Origin of the sequence: Streptomyces sp. NPDC012466 (assembly GCF_042955215.1) — a bacterium.
In the GTDB taxonomy this organism is placed as follows: domain Bacteria; phylum Actinomycetota; class Actinomycetes; order Streptomycetales; family Streptomycetaceae; genus Streptomyces.
Genome location: NZ_JBIBEQ010000001.1, coordinates 725,651 through 741,786 on the forward strand (window position 1 = coordinate 725,651; position 16,136 = coordinate 741,786).

General features: G+C 71.8%; 12 protein-coding genes. All 12 read right to left on the bottom strand.

Going from position 1 to position 16,136, the window contains the following annotated elements; all coding sequences use genetic code 11:
• Positions 1 to 44: 44 nt before the first annotated feature.
• Positions 45 to 1,097 carry a TIM barrel protein gene (locus ACFY9E_RS03270; RefSeq protein ID WP_390978848.1) on the bottom strand — a complete coding sequence of 351 codons (1,053 nt, stop codon included), beginning with the start codon at positions 1,095 to 1,097 and terminating at the stop codon, positions 45 to 47.
• 82 nt (positions 1,098 to 1,179) lie between these two features.
• The gene (locus tag ACFY9E_RS03275) at positions 1,180 to 2,598 is read right to left on the bottom strand and encodes an alkaline phosphatase family protein (protein ID WP_390978850.1); all 1,419 of its coding nucleotides are present in this window, start codon (positions 2,596 to 2,598) and stop codon (positions 1,180 to 1,182) included.
• Positions 2,595 to 3,761, bottom strand: a complete 1,167-nt coding sequence (gene eboE / locus ACFY9E_RS03280) for a metabolite traffic protein EboE (protein WP_390978852.1) — start codon at positions 3,759 to 3,761, stop codon at positions 2,595 to 2,597. The genes ACFY9E_RS03275 and eboE overlap by 4 nt, the downstream gene beginning before the upstream one ends.
• 3 nt (positions 3,762 to 3,764) lie before the next feature.
• On the bottom strand, positions 3,765 to 4,676 hold the full coding sequence (locus ACFY9E_RS03285; RefSeq protein WP_390978854.1) for a TatD family hydrolase: 912 nt from the start codon (positions 4,674 to 4,676) through the stop codon (positions 3,765 to 3,767).
• Positions 4,676 to 5,470 carry an EboA domain-containing protein gene (locus tag ACFY9E_RS03290; RefSeq protein WP_390978856.1) on the bottom strand — a complete coding sequence of 265 codons (795 nt, stop codon included), beginning with the start codon at positions 5,468 to 5,470 and terminating at the stop codon, positions 4,676 to 4,678. The genes ACFY9E_RS03285 and ACFY9E_RS03290 overlap by 1 nt, the downstream gene beginning before the upstream one ends.
• Positions 5,467 to 6,513, bottom strand: coding sequence for a TIM barrel protein (locus tag ACFY9E_RS03295; protein WP_390978858.1), 1,047 nt, complete (start codon positions 6,511 to 6,513; stop codon positions 5,467 to 5,469). Before ACFY9E_RS03295 ends, ACFY9E_RS03290 begins: the two co-directional genes overlap by 4 nt.
• Positions 6,510 to 7,547, bottom strand: coding sequence for an SCO3242 family prenyltransferase (locus ACFY9E_RS03300; RefSeq protein ID WP_390978860.1), 1,038 nt, complete (start codon positions 7,545 to 7,547; stop codon positions 6,510 to 6,512). Before ACFY9E_RS03300 ends, ACFY9E_RS03295 begins: the two co-directional genes overlap by 4 nt.
• Positions 7,544 to 8,728 carry an inositol-3-phosphate synthase gene (locus tag ACFY9E_RS03305; RefSeq protein WP_390978862.1) on the bottom strand — a complete coding sequence of 395 codons (1,185 nt, stop codon included), beginning with the start codon at positions 8,726 to 8,728 and terminating at the stop codon, positions 7,544 to 7,546. The genes ACFY9E_RS03300 and ACFY9E_RS03305 overlap by 4 nt, the downstream gene beginning before the upstream one ends.
• A gap of 87 nt (positions 8,729 to 8,815) precedes the next feature.
• Positions 8,816 to 12,538 carry a ThuA domain-containing protein gene (locus ACFY9E_RS03310; RefSeq protein ID WP_390978864.1) on the bottom strand — a complete coding sequence of 1,241 codons (3,723 nt, stop codon included), beginning with the start codon at positions 12,536 to 12,538 and terminating at the stop codon, positions 8,816 to 8,818.
• A gap of 263 nt (positions 12,539 to 12,801) precedes the next feature.
• Positions 12,802 to 13,800 (bottom strand): TIM barrel protein, encoded by a 999-nt coding sequence (locus ACFY9E_RS03315; RefSeq protein WP_390978866.1) that lies wholly within the window; start codon positions 13,798 to 13,800, stop codon positions 12,802 to 12,804.
• A 13-nt stretch (positions 13,801 to 13,813) separates the two neighbouring features.
• Positions 13,814 to 15,025 carry a Gfo/Idh/MocA family oxidoreductase gene (locus tag ACFY9E_RS03320; RefSeq protein WP_390978868.1) on the bottom strand — a complete coding sequence of 404 codons (1,212 nt, stop codon included), beginning with the start codon at positions 15,023 to 15,025 and terminating at the stop codon, positions 13,814 to 13,816.
• Between the two features lie 55 nt (positions 15,026 to 15,080).
• A complete protein-coding gene (locus tag ACFY9E_RS03325) occupies positions 15,081 to 16,127 on the bottom strand; it encodes a substrate-binding domain-containing protein (protein ID WP_390978870.1) in 1,047 nt (348 codons plus the stop codon).
• Positions 16,128 to 16,136: the final 9 nt, after the last annotated feature.

Below are 16,136 nucleotides of genomic sequence, written 5' to 3' on the forward strand. Positions count from 1 at the left end.
CCCTTCCCCTGCCGGGGAAGGGCCTCCTCACGTTTCCGGGGTCGTCAGCACTTCTCCCTCAGGGAGTGCAGGTGGGCGCTGGAGCGGCGGGCGAACGTGAAGGACTCGGCCGGGTTGTCGTGCTCGGCCTGCCAGTGGTGGGCCATGCGGTGGCCCCGCAGCCGGGTCACGGCCGAGATGAACCGCTGGTAGTCGATGTCCCCGTCACCGACGTCGGTCATCTTGTAGCCGTAGGGGTTCGACGGGTCGCTCTCGCCGTCCTTCACGTGGAAGAGCGGGTAGCGGTCGGGCTGTCTGAGGACGTAGTTCAGCGGCTCGAACGGGGCGGGTGTGCCGTCGGGCCGCTTGGAGAATCGGAACTGGCCGACGTACGCCCAGTAGATGTCCATCTCCAGGTAGACGAGGTCCGGGTCGGTCTCCTTGAGCAGGATGTCGTAGAGGCGGACCTTGGGATCGTCGGTGGCGAAGGAGAACTCCTCGGAGTGATTGTGCTGGTAGAACTTCATGCCGCGGGCCCTGGCCGCCGCGCCGTAGGTGTTGAAGTCCTCGGCGGCACGCTTGAAGGCGTCGACGGTCGAGCCGTAGCGGAACGGGCCGGAGGCGGTGCCGATGTGCTTGAGGCCGAGGGCCTGAGCGTCGTCGAGGACCTTGGTGAGGTTCTGGGCGAAGGTGTAGGCGCCCGGGTCGTCGGAGTAGTAGCCGACGTGGCTGCCGATCGGGTTCAGGCCGTGGTCGCGGGCCAGCCGCTTGAGCTGGGCGAGGGTGATGGGGCCGGCCGAGCCCTGGGTGTAGCCGGCGAACTCGACCTCGTCGTAGCCGTACCGCTCCAGTTCGGCGAAGACGGGGCCGAAGCCGAGGGTGGAGACCTTGTCGCGCAGGCTGTAGAGCTGGATGCCGAGCCGGCCGGGCGGCAGGACGGGGCGGCCGCGGCCCTTGGCGCCGGACGCGGTGGCGGTCGTGGCGTTGCCGGTGGCGGCGGTCGCGGGGCCCGTGGCGCCGAGCAGAGCGGCGGCGGTGGCACCGGCGGCCACGCCGAGCATGCCTCGTCTGCTGAGGCGGTGGCCGAGCTCGGGGTCGGGCTGGGAGAAGCGGCTCATGCGTGGAACTCCTCGTGATCGCGGGGCGTTGTCAGTGGTGAGTGCTTCACTTGTGACCAGTCGGACACTGAGGGTCATGACCTCAGGTGAGACCGGCGAGTCGGAGCAGCAGTGACTTCACATCGGTGGCCGCGACGCGGTCGCCGACAGCGCGGGGGGTGGAGCAGATGAGGAGCGGACCGTCGTCGTCGCTCGCCGGAAGGCGGCCGTGGCTGCCGCGAATAGGTGAGGGGTCCAAGGGCACCACCGCCATGCGGTAGCGCATGCCGAGCTTCTTGCGCGCCAGTGCGGTGGCCGCCTTGACCTTGACGTAGGGGTCGAGGGGATCCATGAAGAGTTCGACCGGGTCGTAGCCGGGTTTGCGGTGGATCTCGACCAGTTGCGCGAAGTCGGGCGCGCGATCGTCGTCGAGCCAGTAGTAGTACGTGAACCAGGCGTCGGGTTCCGCCACGGCGACGAGCTCACCGGCGCGCGGATGGTCCAGGTGGTGGGCCTTCTTGCCCTCGTCGTCGAGGAGTTGCTCGATGCCGGGCAGGCCGTCGAGGGCGGCCCGGGTGGCGTCCAGGTCCTCGGGGCGGCGCACATAGACATGGGCGATCTGGTGGTCGGCGACCGCGAAGGCGCGGGACGCCATCGGGTCGAGGTACTCCATGCCGTCCTGTGTGTGCACCTCCAGCAGGCCGGCCCGGCGCAGGGCGCGGTTGATGTCGACGTGCCGGTTCACACGGGTGATGCCGTACTCGGACAGGGCCACGACGGTGCGGCCCTCGGCGCGGGCGTCGTCCAGCAGCGGGGCGAGGGCGGCGTCCAGGTCGGTGGCCGCTTTCAGGGAGCGCGGGTCGTCGGGGCCGAAGCGCTGCAGGTCGTAGTCGAGATGGGGGAGGTAGCAGAGCGTCAGGTCGGGGTGCCGGGTGCGGATGATGTGGCGGGTCGCGCCGATGATCCACCGGCTGGAGACGAGGTCCGCTCCGGGGCCCCAGAAGTGGAAGAGGGGGAACGTCCCGAGTTCGTCGGTGAGTTCGTCGTGCAGCGCGGCCGGCCGGGTGTAGCAGTCGGGTTCCTTGCGGCCGTCGGCGTAGTAGACGGGACGGGGGGTGACGGTGATGTCGGTGTCGGCGCCCATGGCGTACCACCAGCAGATGTTCGCGACGGTGTAGCCGGGGTGGGCACGGCGGGCGGCGTCCCAGAGTTTGTCGCCGGCCACGAGCCCGTTGTGCTGGCGCCACAGGAGGACGTCGCCGAGTTCGCGGAAGTACCACCCGTTGCCGACGATGCCGTGCTCCGAGGGCATGGTGCCGGTGAGGAAGGTGGACTGGGCGGCGCAGGTGACGGCGGGCAGGACGGTGCCCAGTGGGGCGCGGGAGCCGGACAGGCCGAGCGCCTTGAGGTGCGGCATGTGGTCGAGCAGACGGGGGGTGAGGCCGACGACGTCGAGGACGAGGAGCGGGGTGGGGCGGTCCGTGGCGGCCGGGCCGGGGTGCTCATGGGTGCCGTTGCTCATGGCAGTTCCTTCAGGCCGAGGTCCGTCAGCAGGTCGCGGGCGAGGGTCAGTTCGGCGGCTATGCCCTCGGCGAGCTGGGCGCGGCCCTTGGGGCGCAGCTCGGGCGGGAGGGTCTGCCAGGTGTAGGTCTCGACCTCCAGGTGGCGGGTGAGCGGAGCCGGGCCGCCGACGAGCCGGGTCAGTGCGGATCTCAGGACCGGCAGGGTGGAGGTGAGAGGGGCGGCGGGGGCCGCGTGCAGGGGGACGTGGAAGTGGGCGCGCCAGGGTGAGGCGTCCGGCAGGGCACCGGCGAGGGCCTCGTCGAGGTCGTCGGTGGCGCGCAGGCCGGCGGCGGTGGCGTTGCGGGTCTGGTGCAGGAAGCGGGGTTCGGCGAAGGCGGCGAGGGCCTCGCGCACCTCGGGGAGATGGGGGTGTTCGGCGTGCAGGGCGGCGGAGAGCTGGGATTTGACGACGGGGACGTGGGCTGCGGTGAGCGCGTCCAGGGCGGTGTGCGGATCTTCGAAGGAGGTGGCGAGGTGGCAGGTGTCGACACAGATGCCGATGCGGTCGTGGCCGATCGCGGTGAGCGGGGCGATGGCGTCGTGGGTCGTCTCGACGACGCAGCCGGGTTCCGGTTCCAGGCCGACGCGGATGGAGCGGCCGGTCAGCTCCTCCAAGGCGTCGAGGCGCTCGGCGAGGGTGCGCAGCGCGGTGCGGGCGGTCTCCGCACGGTCGTCGTCGTACGCGGTGCGCCAGGCGAGGGGCAGTGTGGAGATGGTCCCGTCGGTGACGTCGTCGGGGAGCAGCCCGGCGAGGACGCGGGCGAGGGCGGTGGTGTGGTCGAGGCGTTCCGGGTCGGCCCAGTCCGGCTTGTAGACGCGGTACTTGACCTCCTCGGCGCCGAAACCCTCATAGGGGAAGCCGTTGAGGGTGACAACCTCGAGACCGCGCCGGTCCAGCTCGGCGCGCAGCTTGCGCAGTGCGACCGGGTCGGTGACGAGGGCGTGGGCGGCGTCCCTGGCGAGCCACAGTCCGATGCCGAGCCGGTCGCGGCCCAGGCGGCGCCGGACGGGTTCGCAGTGGTCACGCAGCTGGGCGAGGACGCCGTCGAGGGTTTCGGCGGGGTGGACGTTGGTGCAGTAGGCGAGGTGGACGGTGGAACCGTCGGGGTGGCGGAAGCGCATGGCTCACGCCCCCGCGGTGGGGACGCCGGCCGTCCTGCCGGGGCCGTGGTCCGGCTGGTGCGGGTCCCTCGGCGCGCCCCGGAGGATGGAGTTGCCCTCGTGGGTGGCGTCCGTACCGGTGACGTCGAGGTTCAGGCGGCCGCTGAGCCCGTAGAAGGCGACGGGGTTGCGCCACAGCACCTGGTCGACGTCGTCCTCGTCGAAGCCCTCCGCCAGCATCAGGTCGCCGACCTTGCGGGTCTTGAGGGGGTCGCTCTTTCCCCAGTCGGCGGCGGAGTTCACCAGGACCTGCTCGGTGCCGTGGGCGCGCAGGATCGCGACCATCCGCTCCTCGTCCATCTTGGTGTCCGGATAGACGGAGAAGCCCAGCCAGCAGCCGCTGTCCCTGGCCTCCTTGACGGTGGTCTCGTTGAGGTGGTCGACCAGGACGCGGTCCGGGGCCAGCGCGGACTCCCGGACGACGTCGAGGGTGCGGCGCAGTCCGGCGAGCTTGTCGCGGTGCGGGGTGTGCACGAGAGCGGGCAGGCCGTGGTCGGCGGCGAGCTGGAGCTGCGCGGCGAGGGCGGTGTCCTCGGCGGGTGTCATGGAGTCGTAGCCGATCTCTCCGACCGCCACCACGTTGTCCTTGACGAGATACCGCGGGAGTTCGTCGAGGACGGGTGCGCAGCGCGGGTCGTTCGCCTCCTTGGGGTTGAGGGCGATCGTGCAGTGGTGGGCGATGCCGTACTGGGCGGCGCGGAAGGGCTCCCAGCCGAGGAGGGCGTCGAAGTAGTCACGGAAGGAGGCGGGCGAGGTGCGCGGCTGTCCCAGCCAGAAGGACGGCTCGACGACGGCACGGACACCCGCGGCGTACATGGCCTCGTAGTCGTCGGTGGTCCGGGACGTCATGTGGATGTGGGGGTCGAAGATGCGCATCAGGACTCCTTGCCGTGGGGGTGGTCCGTGCCGGGGGCCGGGGTGCCGGACTCGGTCAGGTCCAGGACGCGGTACAGGTCCTCGGGGACGGTTCGGCCGGCGGCGGTGCGTTCGGCGGCGTAGTCGCCGAGCATCCGGGCGAGTTCGCCGTCACCGGCGGCGCGCCGGGGCAGGTCCGCCACGTGGTCGACGGGGACGCCGGTGAACAGGCACTTCAGCACGGCGTGCCGCCACTGGTGGGCGGTCAGGTGCCGGGCGGCGTAGGGGCCGAGGGCGGCGCTGAGGAGCCGGGTGTCGTTGGTGCGCAGGGCGTCCTCGGTCAGCGGCAGGGCGTCCGGGCCGGGGACGAGGTGGGGCAGGGCGTGCAGGACGGCTCGGCGCTCGTCGGCGGTGCCCTGGAAGTAGACCCGGGTCAGGGCGTCGGTGTCGGCGTGGGCCGCGTCGAGGATGAGGACGCGCGCGGCGTCTGCGTGGGCGGGGCCGCAGCGCCGGCCGGCTTCGGCGAGGCGCAGCTCCCATGCGGAGATGGGCCCGTGGAGGCCGGGGTGGGCGGCGGCCTCGTCGAGGGCGTGGTCGAGCCAGGCCCGGGCGGCCGGGTCGAGGTGGGTGGCGAGGTGGTGGCGGAGGTCGGTGAGTGTGGGGGTGGGGGCGGTGTCCCGCGTGGGGAGGCGGGGGGCGTCGCCCGGGCCGTCGGCAGTCCGGTCGGTGTCCTGGAGGCCCTGGGCGCCCTGGGGGCCCTGGGGGCTTTCGGCCTGCTGGGTTCTCGCCGCTGGTGTGGTGCGGGGACGGGTCATCTGGTGCTGCTCCCCTCATGGGTGGCGGAGGGAGCGCCGTGGGGTGGCGCGGCCTGCTGGAGGGCCGGAGCGGGGGCGGGCGGCGTGGTGGCCGCGGTCCGCTCGGCGTGGCGGAGGAACGGGAGGGAGTGTGCGGCGAAGTGGGGACCTGCGTGGGAGTGGCGGGGCAGCTCGACGACGGTCAGGCCCTGGTAGCCGGTGGCGGCGAGGGCCGCCAGGACCGGCGGGAAGTCGATCTGCCCGTCCCCGAAGGGGAGGTGCTCGTGGACGCCGCGTCGCATGTCCTCGATCTGGACGTGCCGCAGCCAGGGGGCGGCGGCGCGTACGCAGTCGGCCGGCGGAAGGGGTTCGAGGCATTGGCAGTGGCCGATGTCCAGGGTGAGGCCGAGGGGCTCGGGGTCCCCGAGGGCGCTGCGGAGGTGGTGGAAGTCGGCGAGCGTGCCGAGGAGATGGCCCGGTTCGGGTTCCACGGCGAGCGGAATGCCCGCGCAGGCGGCGGCGTCCAGGACAGGGGTCAGGGTTTCGGTGAGGCGCTTCCACGCGGTGTCCGTGTCGGTGCCCTCGGGGACGACACCGCTGAAGCAGTGGACCGCGTGGGCGCCGAGGTCGGCGGCGACCCGGACGGCCCGGACGAGGAGGTCGACGCGGCGGGCCCGGTCGGCGGGGTCCGGGTCCAGCAGTGACGGGCCGTGCTTGCGGCGCGGGTCGAGCACATAGCGGGCGCCCGTCTCGACGGTGACGCCCAGTCCGAGTGCGTCCAGCCGGTGCGCCACCCGGCCGGTGCGGGCGGCGAGGTCGGGGGCGAGCGGGTCGAGGTGCATGTGGTCGAGGGTCAGTCCGACACCGTCGTAGCCGAGGTCGGCGAGGAGGGCGAGCGCGTCGTCGAGCCGGAGGTCGGCGAGACCGTTGGTGCCGTAGCCGAAGCGGAGGGAGGGGAGGGTACCGGGTGGGGCGAGGGCGGTGCGGGGCGAGGCGGCGGCCTGGGCGCCGGGTGCCCGCGAGGCCCCGGCACCGCTCTCGGAGCTGCGGGCATCAGGGCTCATGTGACGCTCACCTTCTTCGCGAACCGGGCTCCGAGGGGGGCGAGGGCCGCGATGAGGAGGGCGGACGCCGTGCCCCGGGAGCGTGCGCAGAGAGTGGCCTGGAGGGGGATGGTGGCGCGGATGCCGGCGCCGACGGCGCGTTGGGTGAGAGGAGGCGAGGGGTTGAGGGTGGCGTGGACGTAGGGGCGGGCGGTCGTCGTGGCGTAGGCGGCCCCGAGGACGGTGGTGAGCGGCGCCGCCCAGTCCTGCCCCGGGCGCCGGGCGGCCCGGGGACCGGTCAGCCCGGTGGCGGTCGCCTGCCGAGCGCCTCTCGACAGGGCATCGGCGCGCCGTGTCACCAGCCGGGTGAGCAGGGCGGTCGTCGCGAGGGCCGCCAGGGGTGGCAGGGGTGAGCCGCCCTGTACCTCCTGGCGGGAGACCGTCGTGACGGCCAGGGTGTGGGTGCCGAGGAGGGCGGCGGAGGGCAGGGCCTTGCGGGTACGGCCGGTGGTGGCCGCGGCTCCCAGGAGCAGGTCGAGGCCGCGGGCCGCACCCATGGCCACGGGTCCGGCGGGCGTGTGTTTCAGGCCGAGGTCGTACGCCCAGACGGTCGCCGCCAGGGGTGCGGCGACGGCCAGGGCGGGGCGGCCCGCGCGGGCGGCCAGGGCCAGTCCTGCTCCGGTGAGGGCGCAGGCCGCCGTGAGGGCGGCAACCGGCCGGATGCGGCCGGAGGGCAGGGGGCGGTGCGGGCGTTCGACGGCGTCCACGTCGCGGTCGGCCCAGTCGTTGAGGGCCATGCCGGCCTCGTACAGGCACAGGGAGGAGGCGATGGCGAGCAGCGTGCGGGAGTCGGGTGCCGAGCCGGTCGCGGCCGTACCGGCCAGGGCGTCCCCCGGGACACTGAACAGGGCGGGCAGGCGCAGGAGTTCGGCCCAGGCGCGGCTCCGGTGGGAGCGGTGGGTGCAGGGGCGGGCACCCGGGCCGGCGCCAGTGGTTTCCGGGCCGGCGCCGGGCGCACCGCCGGAGCACCCGCAAGGGCTCTCGCGCAGCGTCACGAGGTTTCCCCTGTCTCCTCGGTGCCCCTCTCCGGCCGCGTGCCACGCTCCTTTCCACCGGACTGCGCGAGGCTGCGCCCGAACCGGACCAGCGCCTCGTACTGCTGCGACAGCCCCGGGGGCCCGTCCCCCACCGGGTCCTTGAAGTAGAAGCCGAGGGCGTCGAGCGGGCCGGACAGCCCCGTCTCGTGGGCGCGGGCGGTCAGGCGGGCCAGGTCCAGCACCAGGGGTGCCGCGAGGGCCGAGTCGCAGCCCTGCCAGATGGTCTGGAGGATCACGCGGGTGCCGAGGAAGCCGTCGAAGGCGATGTGGTCCCAGGCGGTCTTCCAGTCGCCGAGGGCGGGGACGTCGTCGATGTGGACCTCGCCCTCGGGGACGGTGCCGAGGGTGTCGGCGAGGACGCGTTCCTTGCCGGCGTTCTTCGCCGCCGCGGCGGCGGGGTCTGCGAGGGCGGCGCCGTCGCCGCCGCCGAGCAGGTTCGTGCCGGACCAGGCCCGGACCCTGAGCGCCCGTTGTGTGAACATCGGGCCCAGCACGGCCCGCAGCAGTGTCTGTCCGGTCTTGCCGTCCCGGCCGGCGAAGGGCAGGCTGCTCCCTTCGGCCTCACGGGCGGCGGCGGGGTGGTGCATGCCCTCGGAGGGGGTGAAGTTGACGTAGGGGCAGCCCGCGCGCAGGGCGGCCAGCGCGTACAGGGTGCTGGCCGGCAGCGGGGCGCCGGGCCCCTGGGAGGCGGGTTCGGTGGAGGCGACGTTCACCACCACGGCCCGCTCCAGGGTGTGGCGGTGCACGAAGTCGCGGATGTCGTGGGCGAAGGCCGTGATCAGGTCGGCCTCGCTCCTGGTGTCCCCCGGGGTGGGGCCACCGGGCCTGATCTCCCGGTCGGCGGCGACGAGTTCGGCGGCGACGGCGGTGGCGACGCCGGGTGGGAGGACGCCGCCGGCGGTCAGGGTCTCGGCGCGTTTGGGCAGGGGGCAGTCGAGGGTGTCGTGGCCGCCGAAGACGAGGTCGGACAGGGCGGGCAGGCCGCTGTCGGTGAAGGCCGGTGTTTCGGTCACCATGCCGGTGGGTGGGTGCAGTCCCGCGGCGACGGCGGCGCACCCCGTGACGACGGTGGTGGCGACGGAGCCTCGGGCTCCGATCAGCCACACCCCCACACGCGGTCGGGAGAGGGACGCGGACATGGGCAGCCTCCTGGTCGTACGCGAACCCGGGGGGGGAGAGGGAGGGAGACGGCGGGCGGGGGTCCGGCGTCCCCCGCCCGCCGCCGTTCAGTCGCCCTGGACGGGCAGTTCCCTGAGCTGGATGTTGCGGAAGGAGACCTGGTCGTCGGCGCCGTGGTTCTGCAGGCCGATGTAGCCGTCGGTCAGGCTCCGCTGGGGGTCCTTGTTGGTGAAGTCGTTGATCTTGACTCCGTTGAGGAACACCTGGAGGCGTTCGCCCCGGACCTTGATCTCGTAGGAGTTCCACTGGCCGGGCGGCCGAAGGACCTGGTCACGGGCCTTGATGTTCGCCGATTTGAAGGAGTAGACGGAGCCCGTGGTGCGGTCGGGTGCGTCCGTGGCGTCGATCTGGATCTCGTAGCCCTTGTTCACCGCGGACCAGGGGTCGTCGGAGGCGGGGAAGCCCACGAAGATCCCGGAGTTGTCGTCGCCCCGCATCTTCCAGTCGAGCTTGAGCGAGTAGGACTTCAGCTCCTTGGCCTGGTACCAGAGCAGACCCATGCCGCCCTCGGACTCCATCACGCCGTCCTTGACGACGAAATTTCCGGGGCCGGCCTGCTTCCAGCCGTCCAGGGTCCGGCCGTTGAAGATCTTCCGGTAGTCCTTGCTCGGCTTGCAGTCCGCCTTCACCTGGCCGGTGGCGTACCGGAGGCCGCCGAGCAGGTGGGCGCGGAAGGCCTCGTCGGCGTAGGACTCCTTGGTGTGGCCGCCGCCGGTGTAGAAGGACCGGCCGCCGCCGTAGCTCTGGCACCAGGCGATCGGGTGGTCGCCCTTCATGGTGCCGCCCTGGTAGGTGGTCTCGTCCAGGGTGGCGAGGACCTTGGCCTGCTCGCGCGGGTTGGTGCGGTAGTTGTACCACTCGTCGGTGCGCTCCCAGGCCTCGCCCAGGTGCGCGGTGGACGGGTGGTCGTGGTCCTCGACGCGCACGGTGGCCTTCTGGATGGCCGGGTGCGAGTGGAAGTAGGCGCCGACGAGGCCGCCGTAGAACTCCCAGTCGTACTCGGTGTCGGCCGCCGCGTGGATGCCCATGTACCCGCCGCCGCCCGCCACGTAGTCCTCGAACGCCTTCTGCTGCTCGGCGTTGAGCACGTCGCCGGTGGTGGACAGGAAGGCGACCGCGTCGTACTTGGCGAGGTTGGCCGTGGTGAACTGCCTGGCCTCCTCGGTGGCGTCGACCGTGATGCCGGCCGGGCCGCCGAGCTCCTTCAGCGCGGTGATGCCGGCCGGGATGGAGTCGTGGCGGAAGCCGGCGGTCTTGGAGAAGACCAGCACCTTCTTGCCGCCCTTGAACGGTTCCTTGGAGAACTCGAAGTCGTCCACGTCGAACAGAGCGCCCTCACCGCCCTTGAAGACCAGGTAGATGTCCGTGGTCTTCTTGGGCAGCGACCGCAGCGGCACGTCGACGTTCTGGAAGGTCTCCCAGCCGCCGGTCGGCGGGATGTACGCCGAGCCGTGCAGCGGACCCTCGGGCGAGCCGGTGCGCAGCTCGACGAAGCCGCCCGCGCCGCCGGAGGACGCCCGCACGGTCATCTTCTTCTGTCCGTCGAACCGGTAGGGGGAGAAGGAGATCCAGTCGCCGTCGTTGATGTCGCCGACGGTCTTGCCGCCGTTGGCGCCGGTCTTGTCGATGACCGACACGCCGGACTGGGTGGTGAAGTGCTCGCCCTGGCGGTGCAGCGGCTGGAGCACGGTGCGGGCGGTGCCGGTCAGCTCCTCCTGGCCGTTGGCGCCACCGTCGGTGTAACTGGCGCCGACGACACCGTAGATGTTGGCGTTGGGGTCGTGTCCGCCGTCACCGGCGGGCGGCTTCAGGGTGCCTTCGCAGCCCATCTCGCTGGTCAGCTCGTGGGCGTGGGAGTCGTGGCCGAGGCTGTAGGTGACCTTGACCTTGGAGCAGTCGACGGTCTCCTCGGGGTCGGTGACCTTCACCTTGAACGGGACCGGGCGGCCGAAGGCGGCCAGACTGCCGTTGGCCGGGGTCTCGATCGTCACCTTGGGCTCGGTGTTGCCGACCACGATCCGGACGCTGGCGTTGCCGGTGTTGCCCTCGGGGTCCTTGGCGGTGAAGGTGGCGCTGTAGGTGCCGACCTTCTTGTACCGGTGGGTGGGGTTGAGGCCCTCGCCCTTGGTGCCGTCGCCGAAGTCCCAGCTGTAGGTGAGGTCTGGGGAGTCGGCGTCCTTGGCGGATCCGGTGAAGGTGACCTTCAGGCCGGCCGCTCCGGACGTCTTGTCGGCGCTCACCTCGGCGATCGGCGAGAAGCCGTCCTCGGCGTTCTCGATCCGGTACAGCGCGGAGTTCTCGTCGCCCTGGAACCAGGAGACGCCGTAGTCGAGGACGTAGAGCGCGCCGTCGGGGCCGAACTCCATGTCCATGATCTGGGTGCCGGTCCACGGGAAGTCGTTGATCTTCGCGACGGACCCGTCCGCGTTCTGCTCGATCCGCTTGATCCAGCGGCGGCCGAACTCACCGGCGAAGAAGTCGCCGTCGTAGGCCTCGGGGAACTTCACGCTGGAGTCGAGCTCGGGGTCGTAGCGGTAGACCGGCCCGGCCATCGGGGACTCGGAGCCGCTGCCGAACTCGGGCACGGAGCCGCCGTCGTACGGGATCCAGGCGGCCTGGGCGGGCGGCAGGTCGGTCAGGCCCGTGTTGTACGGCGAGGTGTTCCTCGGGGCGTCGCAGTCGAACGTCTCGCCGGACTGCTTGGTGGCGAAGTCGTAGTCGACGTAGGGATCGTTGTCGCCGGTGCAGAAGGGCCAGCCGAAGTTGGCGGGCTTGGTCACCTTGGCGAACTCGACCTGTCCCGCCGGGCCGCGCTTGGGGTCGGCGGCGCCCGCGTCGGGGCCGTAGTCGCCGACGTAGACGGTGCCGGTCTTGTCGTCGACGCTCATGCGGAACGGGTTGCGGAAGCCCATCGCGTAGATCTCGGGGCGGGTCTTCTCGGTGCCCGGCGCGAAGAGGTTGCCGTCCGGGACGGTGTAGGAGCCGTCCTCGGCGACCTTGATGCGCAGGATCTTGCCGCGCAGGTCGTTGGTGTTGCCGGAGCTGCGGCGCGCGTCGAAGGCCGGGTTGCGGCCCGGCCGGTCGTCGATGGGCGTGTAGCCGTCGGAGGCGAAGGGGTTGGTGTCGTCGCCGGTCGACAGGTAGAGGTTGCCGTCCGCGTCGAAGTCGATGTCGCCGCCGACGTGGCAGCAGGTGCCCCGGGAGGCCGCGACGTCCAGGACCTTCTTCTCGCTGGACATGTTGAGTGTGCCGTTGGCGTTGAGGACGAAGCGGGACAGGCGGTTGACGCCGTCGAACTTCTTGAAGTCCTCGGCGGTGCCGGTCTCGGGGGCGTCGCCCGCGGGGGTGTCCAGCGGCGGGGCGTAGTAGAGGTAGATCGCCCGGTTGTTCTTGAAGTCCGGGTCGATGCCGACGCCTTGGAGACCTTCCTCGTCGTGGCTGTAGACGGGGATCTTGCCGGCGACCTTGGTGACGCCGCCCTGGTCGGTGAGGCGCAGCGTGCCGTCGCGCGAGGTGTGCAGGACGCTGCGGTCCGGGAGCACGGCGAGTGACATCGGCTCGCCCGTCTCGGGTTCGCCCTTGGCGAGCGGCACCTGCTGGAACTGGCCTTCGGCGGCCGCCGGTTCGTCCTGCTTCGCTTGGCCGGGGTGGGCGCCGGCGACGGTGGCCGGGGTGCCCACGGCGAGGAGCAGGCCGGTGAACAGGGCGACGGTGGCGCGAAGTCCGGGCCGCCTGGGGGTGCGGGTGCTTCTGAGTCCGGTTCTGTGCACGAAGTCCCTCCGGGAACGGGGTGGGCCGTACGGGGTGGGTGCGTGGACGTGCGGTGCGGGCGCCGGGGTGCGCCGTCACCCCGGAGGTGCGTGTGTCCTGAACACATCAAGGACGGTAACCGCGTCCGTCCGGGGCGAACACCCCTTGCGACCGACTCGGTCCAACTTCTCCCCGCCCCAGGACAAAGCGGGATCCGGGCAGGTCGGAGGGGGGATCGGCGATGTTGCCGGTCCCCGCTCCCGACCAGCGCCGGGCGCGCTGTTCAGCTGTTGAACGCGGCGTCGAAGGACGCGCTGGGCGGATCGAAGTCGAACGCCTTGAGACGGGTCAGGGCCTCGGGGGCTCCTTGGAGCCGGTCCATGCCGGCGTCCTCCCACTCGACCGAGACCGGGCCCCGGTAGTCGATGGAGCGCAGCATCCGGAAGACGTCCTCCCACGGGACGTCCCCGTGCCCGGCGGAGACGAAGTCCCAGCCGCGCCGCGGGTCGCCCCAGGGCAGATGGGAGCCGAGCCGGCCGTTGCGCCCGTCGAGGCGCTTGCGGGCCTCCTTGCAGTCGACGTGGTAGATCCGGTCGCGGAAGTCCCAGAGGAAGCCGACCGGGTCGAGGTCCTGCCACACGAAGTGCGAAGGGTCGAAGTTCAGGCCGAACGCGGGGCGGTTCCCGACGGCCTCCAGGGCGCGCTGGGTCGTCCAGTAGTCGTAGGCGATCTCGCTGGGGTGCACCTCGTGCGCGAACCGCACGCCTTCGGCGTCGAAGACGTCCAGGATCGGGTTCCAGCGGTCGGCGAAGTCCTGGTAGCCGCGTTCGATCATCGCGTCGGGGGCGGGCGGGAACATGGCGACCAGGTGCCAGATGGCGGAGCCGGTGAAGCCGATGACCGTGTTCACGCCGAAGGCGGCCGCGGCCCGGGCGGTGTCCTTCATACGCTGTGCGGCCCGCTGCCGGACCCCTTCCGGATCGCCGTCGCCCCACACCGCGTCCGGCAGGATCGCCTGATGGCGTTCGTCGATGATGGCGTCGCAGACGGCCTGGCCGACCAGGTGGTTGGAGATCGCCCAGCACTTGAGGCCGTACTTGTCGAGGAGCTGGTGCCTCGACTCCACGTAGGAGGGGTCACTCAGGGCCTTGTCGACTTCGAAGTGGTCGCCCCAGCAGGCGAGTTCGAGGCCGTCGTAGCCGAAGTCGCGGGCCAGGCGGCAGACCTCCTCCAGGGGCAGGTCCGCCCACTGGCCGGTGAACAGGGTGAAGGTGCGCGGCATGCTCGGGGCCTCCTCAGACCGCGATCGGCGTGTAGACGGAGTTCTTCTCGGCGCTCTCCTCGACCGCCGCGAGCACGCGCTGCACCTGCAGCCCGTCGGCGAAGGAGGGTTCGGGGCGGCGGCCCTCGGCGATCGTGTGGACGAGGTCGCGGGCCTGGTGGACGAAGGTGTGCTCGTAGCCGAGGCCGTGGCCCGGCGGCCACCAGGCCTCCAGGTAGGGGTGGTCGGGTTCGGTGACGAGGATCCGGCGGAAGCCGGCCTCGGCGCCCGGCTGGGTGCCGTCGTGGAAGGACAGCTCGTTGAGGCGCTCCAGGTCGAAGGCGAGCGAGCCGCGCTCCCCGTTGAGTTCGATGCGCAGGGCGTTCTTGCGGCCGGTGGCGTAGCGGGTGGCCTCGAAGGTGGCGAGGGCGCCGGAGAGGAAGCGGGCCGTGAACAGCGCGGCGTCGTCGACGGTGACCTGGCCGGTGCCGGCGGACGTGACGGCGGACAGCCCGCTGGTCGCGCCGGTGGGCAGGGGCCGTTCCCTGACGAAGGTCTCGGTCAGCGCCGAGACACCCGCCAGCGGCTCCCCCACCAGGTACTGCGCGAGGTCGACGATGTGCGCCCCCAGATCGCCCAGCGAGCCCGAGCCGGCCTGCTCCCTGCGCAGCCGCCAGGTCAGCGGGAACGCGGGGTCGACCAGCCAGTCCTGGAGGTACGTCACGCGCACGTGCCGCAGCCTGCCCAGGCGGCCCTCGGCGACCATGCGGCGGGCCTGGGCCGTGGCGGGCACCCGGCGGTAGTTGAACCCGACCATCGCCACCTGGCCCCGCGTGTGGGCCTCTTCGGCCGCCAGCGCCATCGAGGCGGCTTCCTCGACGGTGTTGGCGAGGGGCTTCTCGCACAGGACGTGTTTGCCCGCGGCCAGGGCGGCCAGTGCGATCTCGGCGTGACTGTCGCCCGGGGTGCAGATGTCGACGAGGTCGACGTCGTCCCGTTCCACGAGGGCCCGCCAGTCGGTCTCGGTGGAGGCCCAGCCGTGCCGGTCGGCCGCCGCGCGGACGGCGCCGGCGTCCCGGCCGCAGATCACGGCCTGCACGGGGTTCAGCGGCAGGTCGAAGACGCGGCCCGCGGTGCGCCAGCCCTGGGAGTGGGCGGCGCCCATGAAGGCGTAGCCCACCATTCCCACGCGCAAGGGCGGCTTGCCTTTCTCGGTCCCTTCCGACGGCTGCTGCGGCTGTCCCATACGGGTGTCCTCCTCGTCCTGGTCGGGGTGGCGCACGTGGGGGGTGCGGGGTGGCTCACTTGAAGCCGGTGGACATGTACTGGTCGACGTTGGTCTTGTCGACGACGGCCGAGTAGAGCGTGAGCGACGACGGGATCTCGAACTCGGCGAGACCCCCGATGCCCTTGCTCTGGCCGAGGGCCCGGGCGAGGTCGATCGCGGAGGACGCCATGGTCGGCGGGTACAGCACGGTCGCCTTGAGCACACCGTCGTCCTGCTTGATGGCCTGGAAGGCGGAGAGCGCGCCGGCGCCGCCGACCATCAGGAAGTCGTCGCGCCCGGCCTGCTCGATGGCGCGCAGCGCGCCCACGCCCTGGTCGTCGTCGTGGTTCCAGAGCGCGTCGAACTTCGACTGCGCCTGGAGCAGTTGGGCCATCTTGGCCTGCCCCGACTCGACGGTGAACTCGGCGGCCTGCCGGGCGACCTTCTTGATGTTGGGGTAGTTCTTCAGGGCGTCGTCGAAGCCCTGGGTGCGCTGCTTGGTGAGCTCCAGGTTGTCCAGGCCCGCCAGCTCGATGACGCGGGCGCCCGACTTGCCCTTCAGTTTCTCGCCGATGTAGTGCCCGGCGTTGAGGCCCATGCCGTAGTTGTCGCCGCCGATCCAGCAGCGGTACGCCTGCGGGGTGTTGAAGATCCGGTCGAGGTTGATCACCGGGATGCCGGCGCGCATCGCCTTGAGGCCGACCTGGGTGAGGGCCTTGCCGTCGGCGGGCAGCACGACCAGGACGTCGACCTTCTTGTTGATGAGGGTCTCGATCTGGCCGATCTGCTGGGCGGTGTCGTTGGAGCCCTCGGTGATCTCCAGGGTGACGTCGGAGTACTTCTCGGCGCGGCTCTTGGCGTTGTCGTTGATGGCGTTGAGCCAGCCGTGGTCGGCCTGCGGGCCGGCGAAGCCTATGGTGACCTGCTTGCCGGGCTTGTCGTCGGCGGCCGGCTGGTTGCTGCCCGCCGGCTCGTCCTCGGAGTCGGACGGCTCGTTGCTGGTGCACCCCGTGAGGAGGGCACCGGCGGAGACGGCGGCGGCCCCGAAGAGCAGCCCTCTGCGGCTCGTGATCTCTGGCATGGCGGGGAA

Excerpts from the sequence above, each read along its gene's own strand:
- ACFY9E_RS03270 (WP_390978848.1), bottom strand. The coding sequence starts at position 1,097 with ATGAGCCGCTTCTCCCAGCCCGACCCCGAGCTCGGCCACCGCCTCAGC.
- ACFY9E_RS03275 (WP_390978850.1), bottom strand. The coding sequence starts at position 2,598 with ATGAGCAACGGCACCCATGAGCACCCCGGCCCGGCCGCCACGGACCGC.
- eboE (WP_390978852.1), bottom strand. The coding sequence starts at position 3,761 with ATGCGCTTCCGCCACCCCGACGGTTCCACCGTCCACCTCGCCTACTGC.
- ACFY9E_RS03285 (WP_390978854.1), bottom strand. The coding sequence starts at position 4,676 with ATGCGCATCTTCGACCCCCACATCCACATGACGTCCCGGACCACCGAC.
- ACFY9E_RS03290 (WP_390978856.1), bottom strand. The coding sequence starts at position 5,470 with ATGACCCGTCCCCGCACCACACCAGCGGCGAGAACCCAGCAGGCCGAA.
- ACFY9E_RS03295 (WP_390978858.1), bottom strand. The coding sequence starts at position 6,513 with ATGAGCCCTGATGCCCGCAGCTCCGAGAGCGGTGCCGGGGCCTCGCGG.
- ACFY9E_RS03305 (WP_390978862.1), bottom strand. The coding sequence starts at position 8,728 with ATGTCCGCGTCCCTCTCCCGACCGCGTGTGGGGGTGTGGCTGATCGGA.
- ACFY9E_RS03315 (WP_390978866.1), bottom strand. The coding sequence starts at position 13,800 with ATGCCGCGCACCTTCACCCTGTTCACCGGCCAGTGGGCGGACCTGCCC.
- ACFY9E_RS03320 (WP_390978868.1), bottom strand. The coding sequence starts at position 15,025 with ATGGGACAGCCGCAGCAGCCGTCGGAAGGGACCGAGAAAGGCAAGCCG.
- ACFY9E_RS03325 (WP_390978870.1), bottom strand. The coding sequence starts at position 16,127 with ATGCCAGAGATCACGAGCCGCAGAGGGCTGCTCTTCGGGGCCGCCGCC.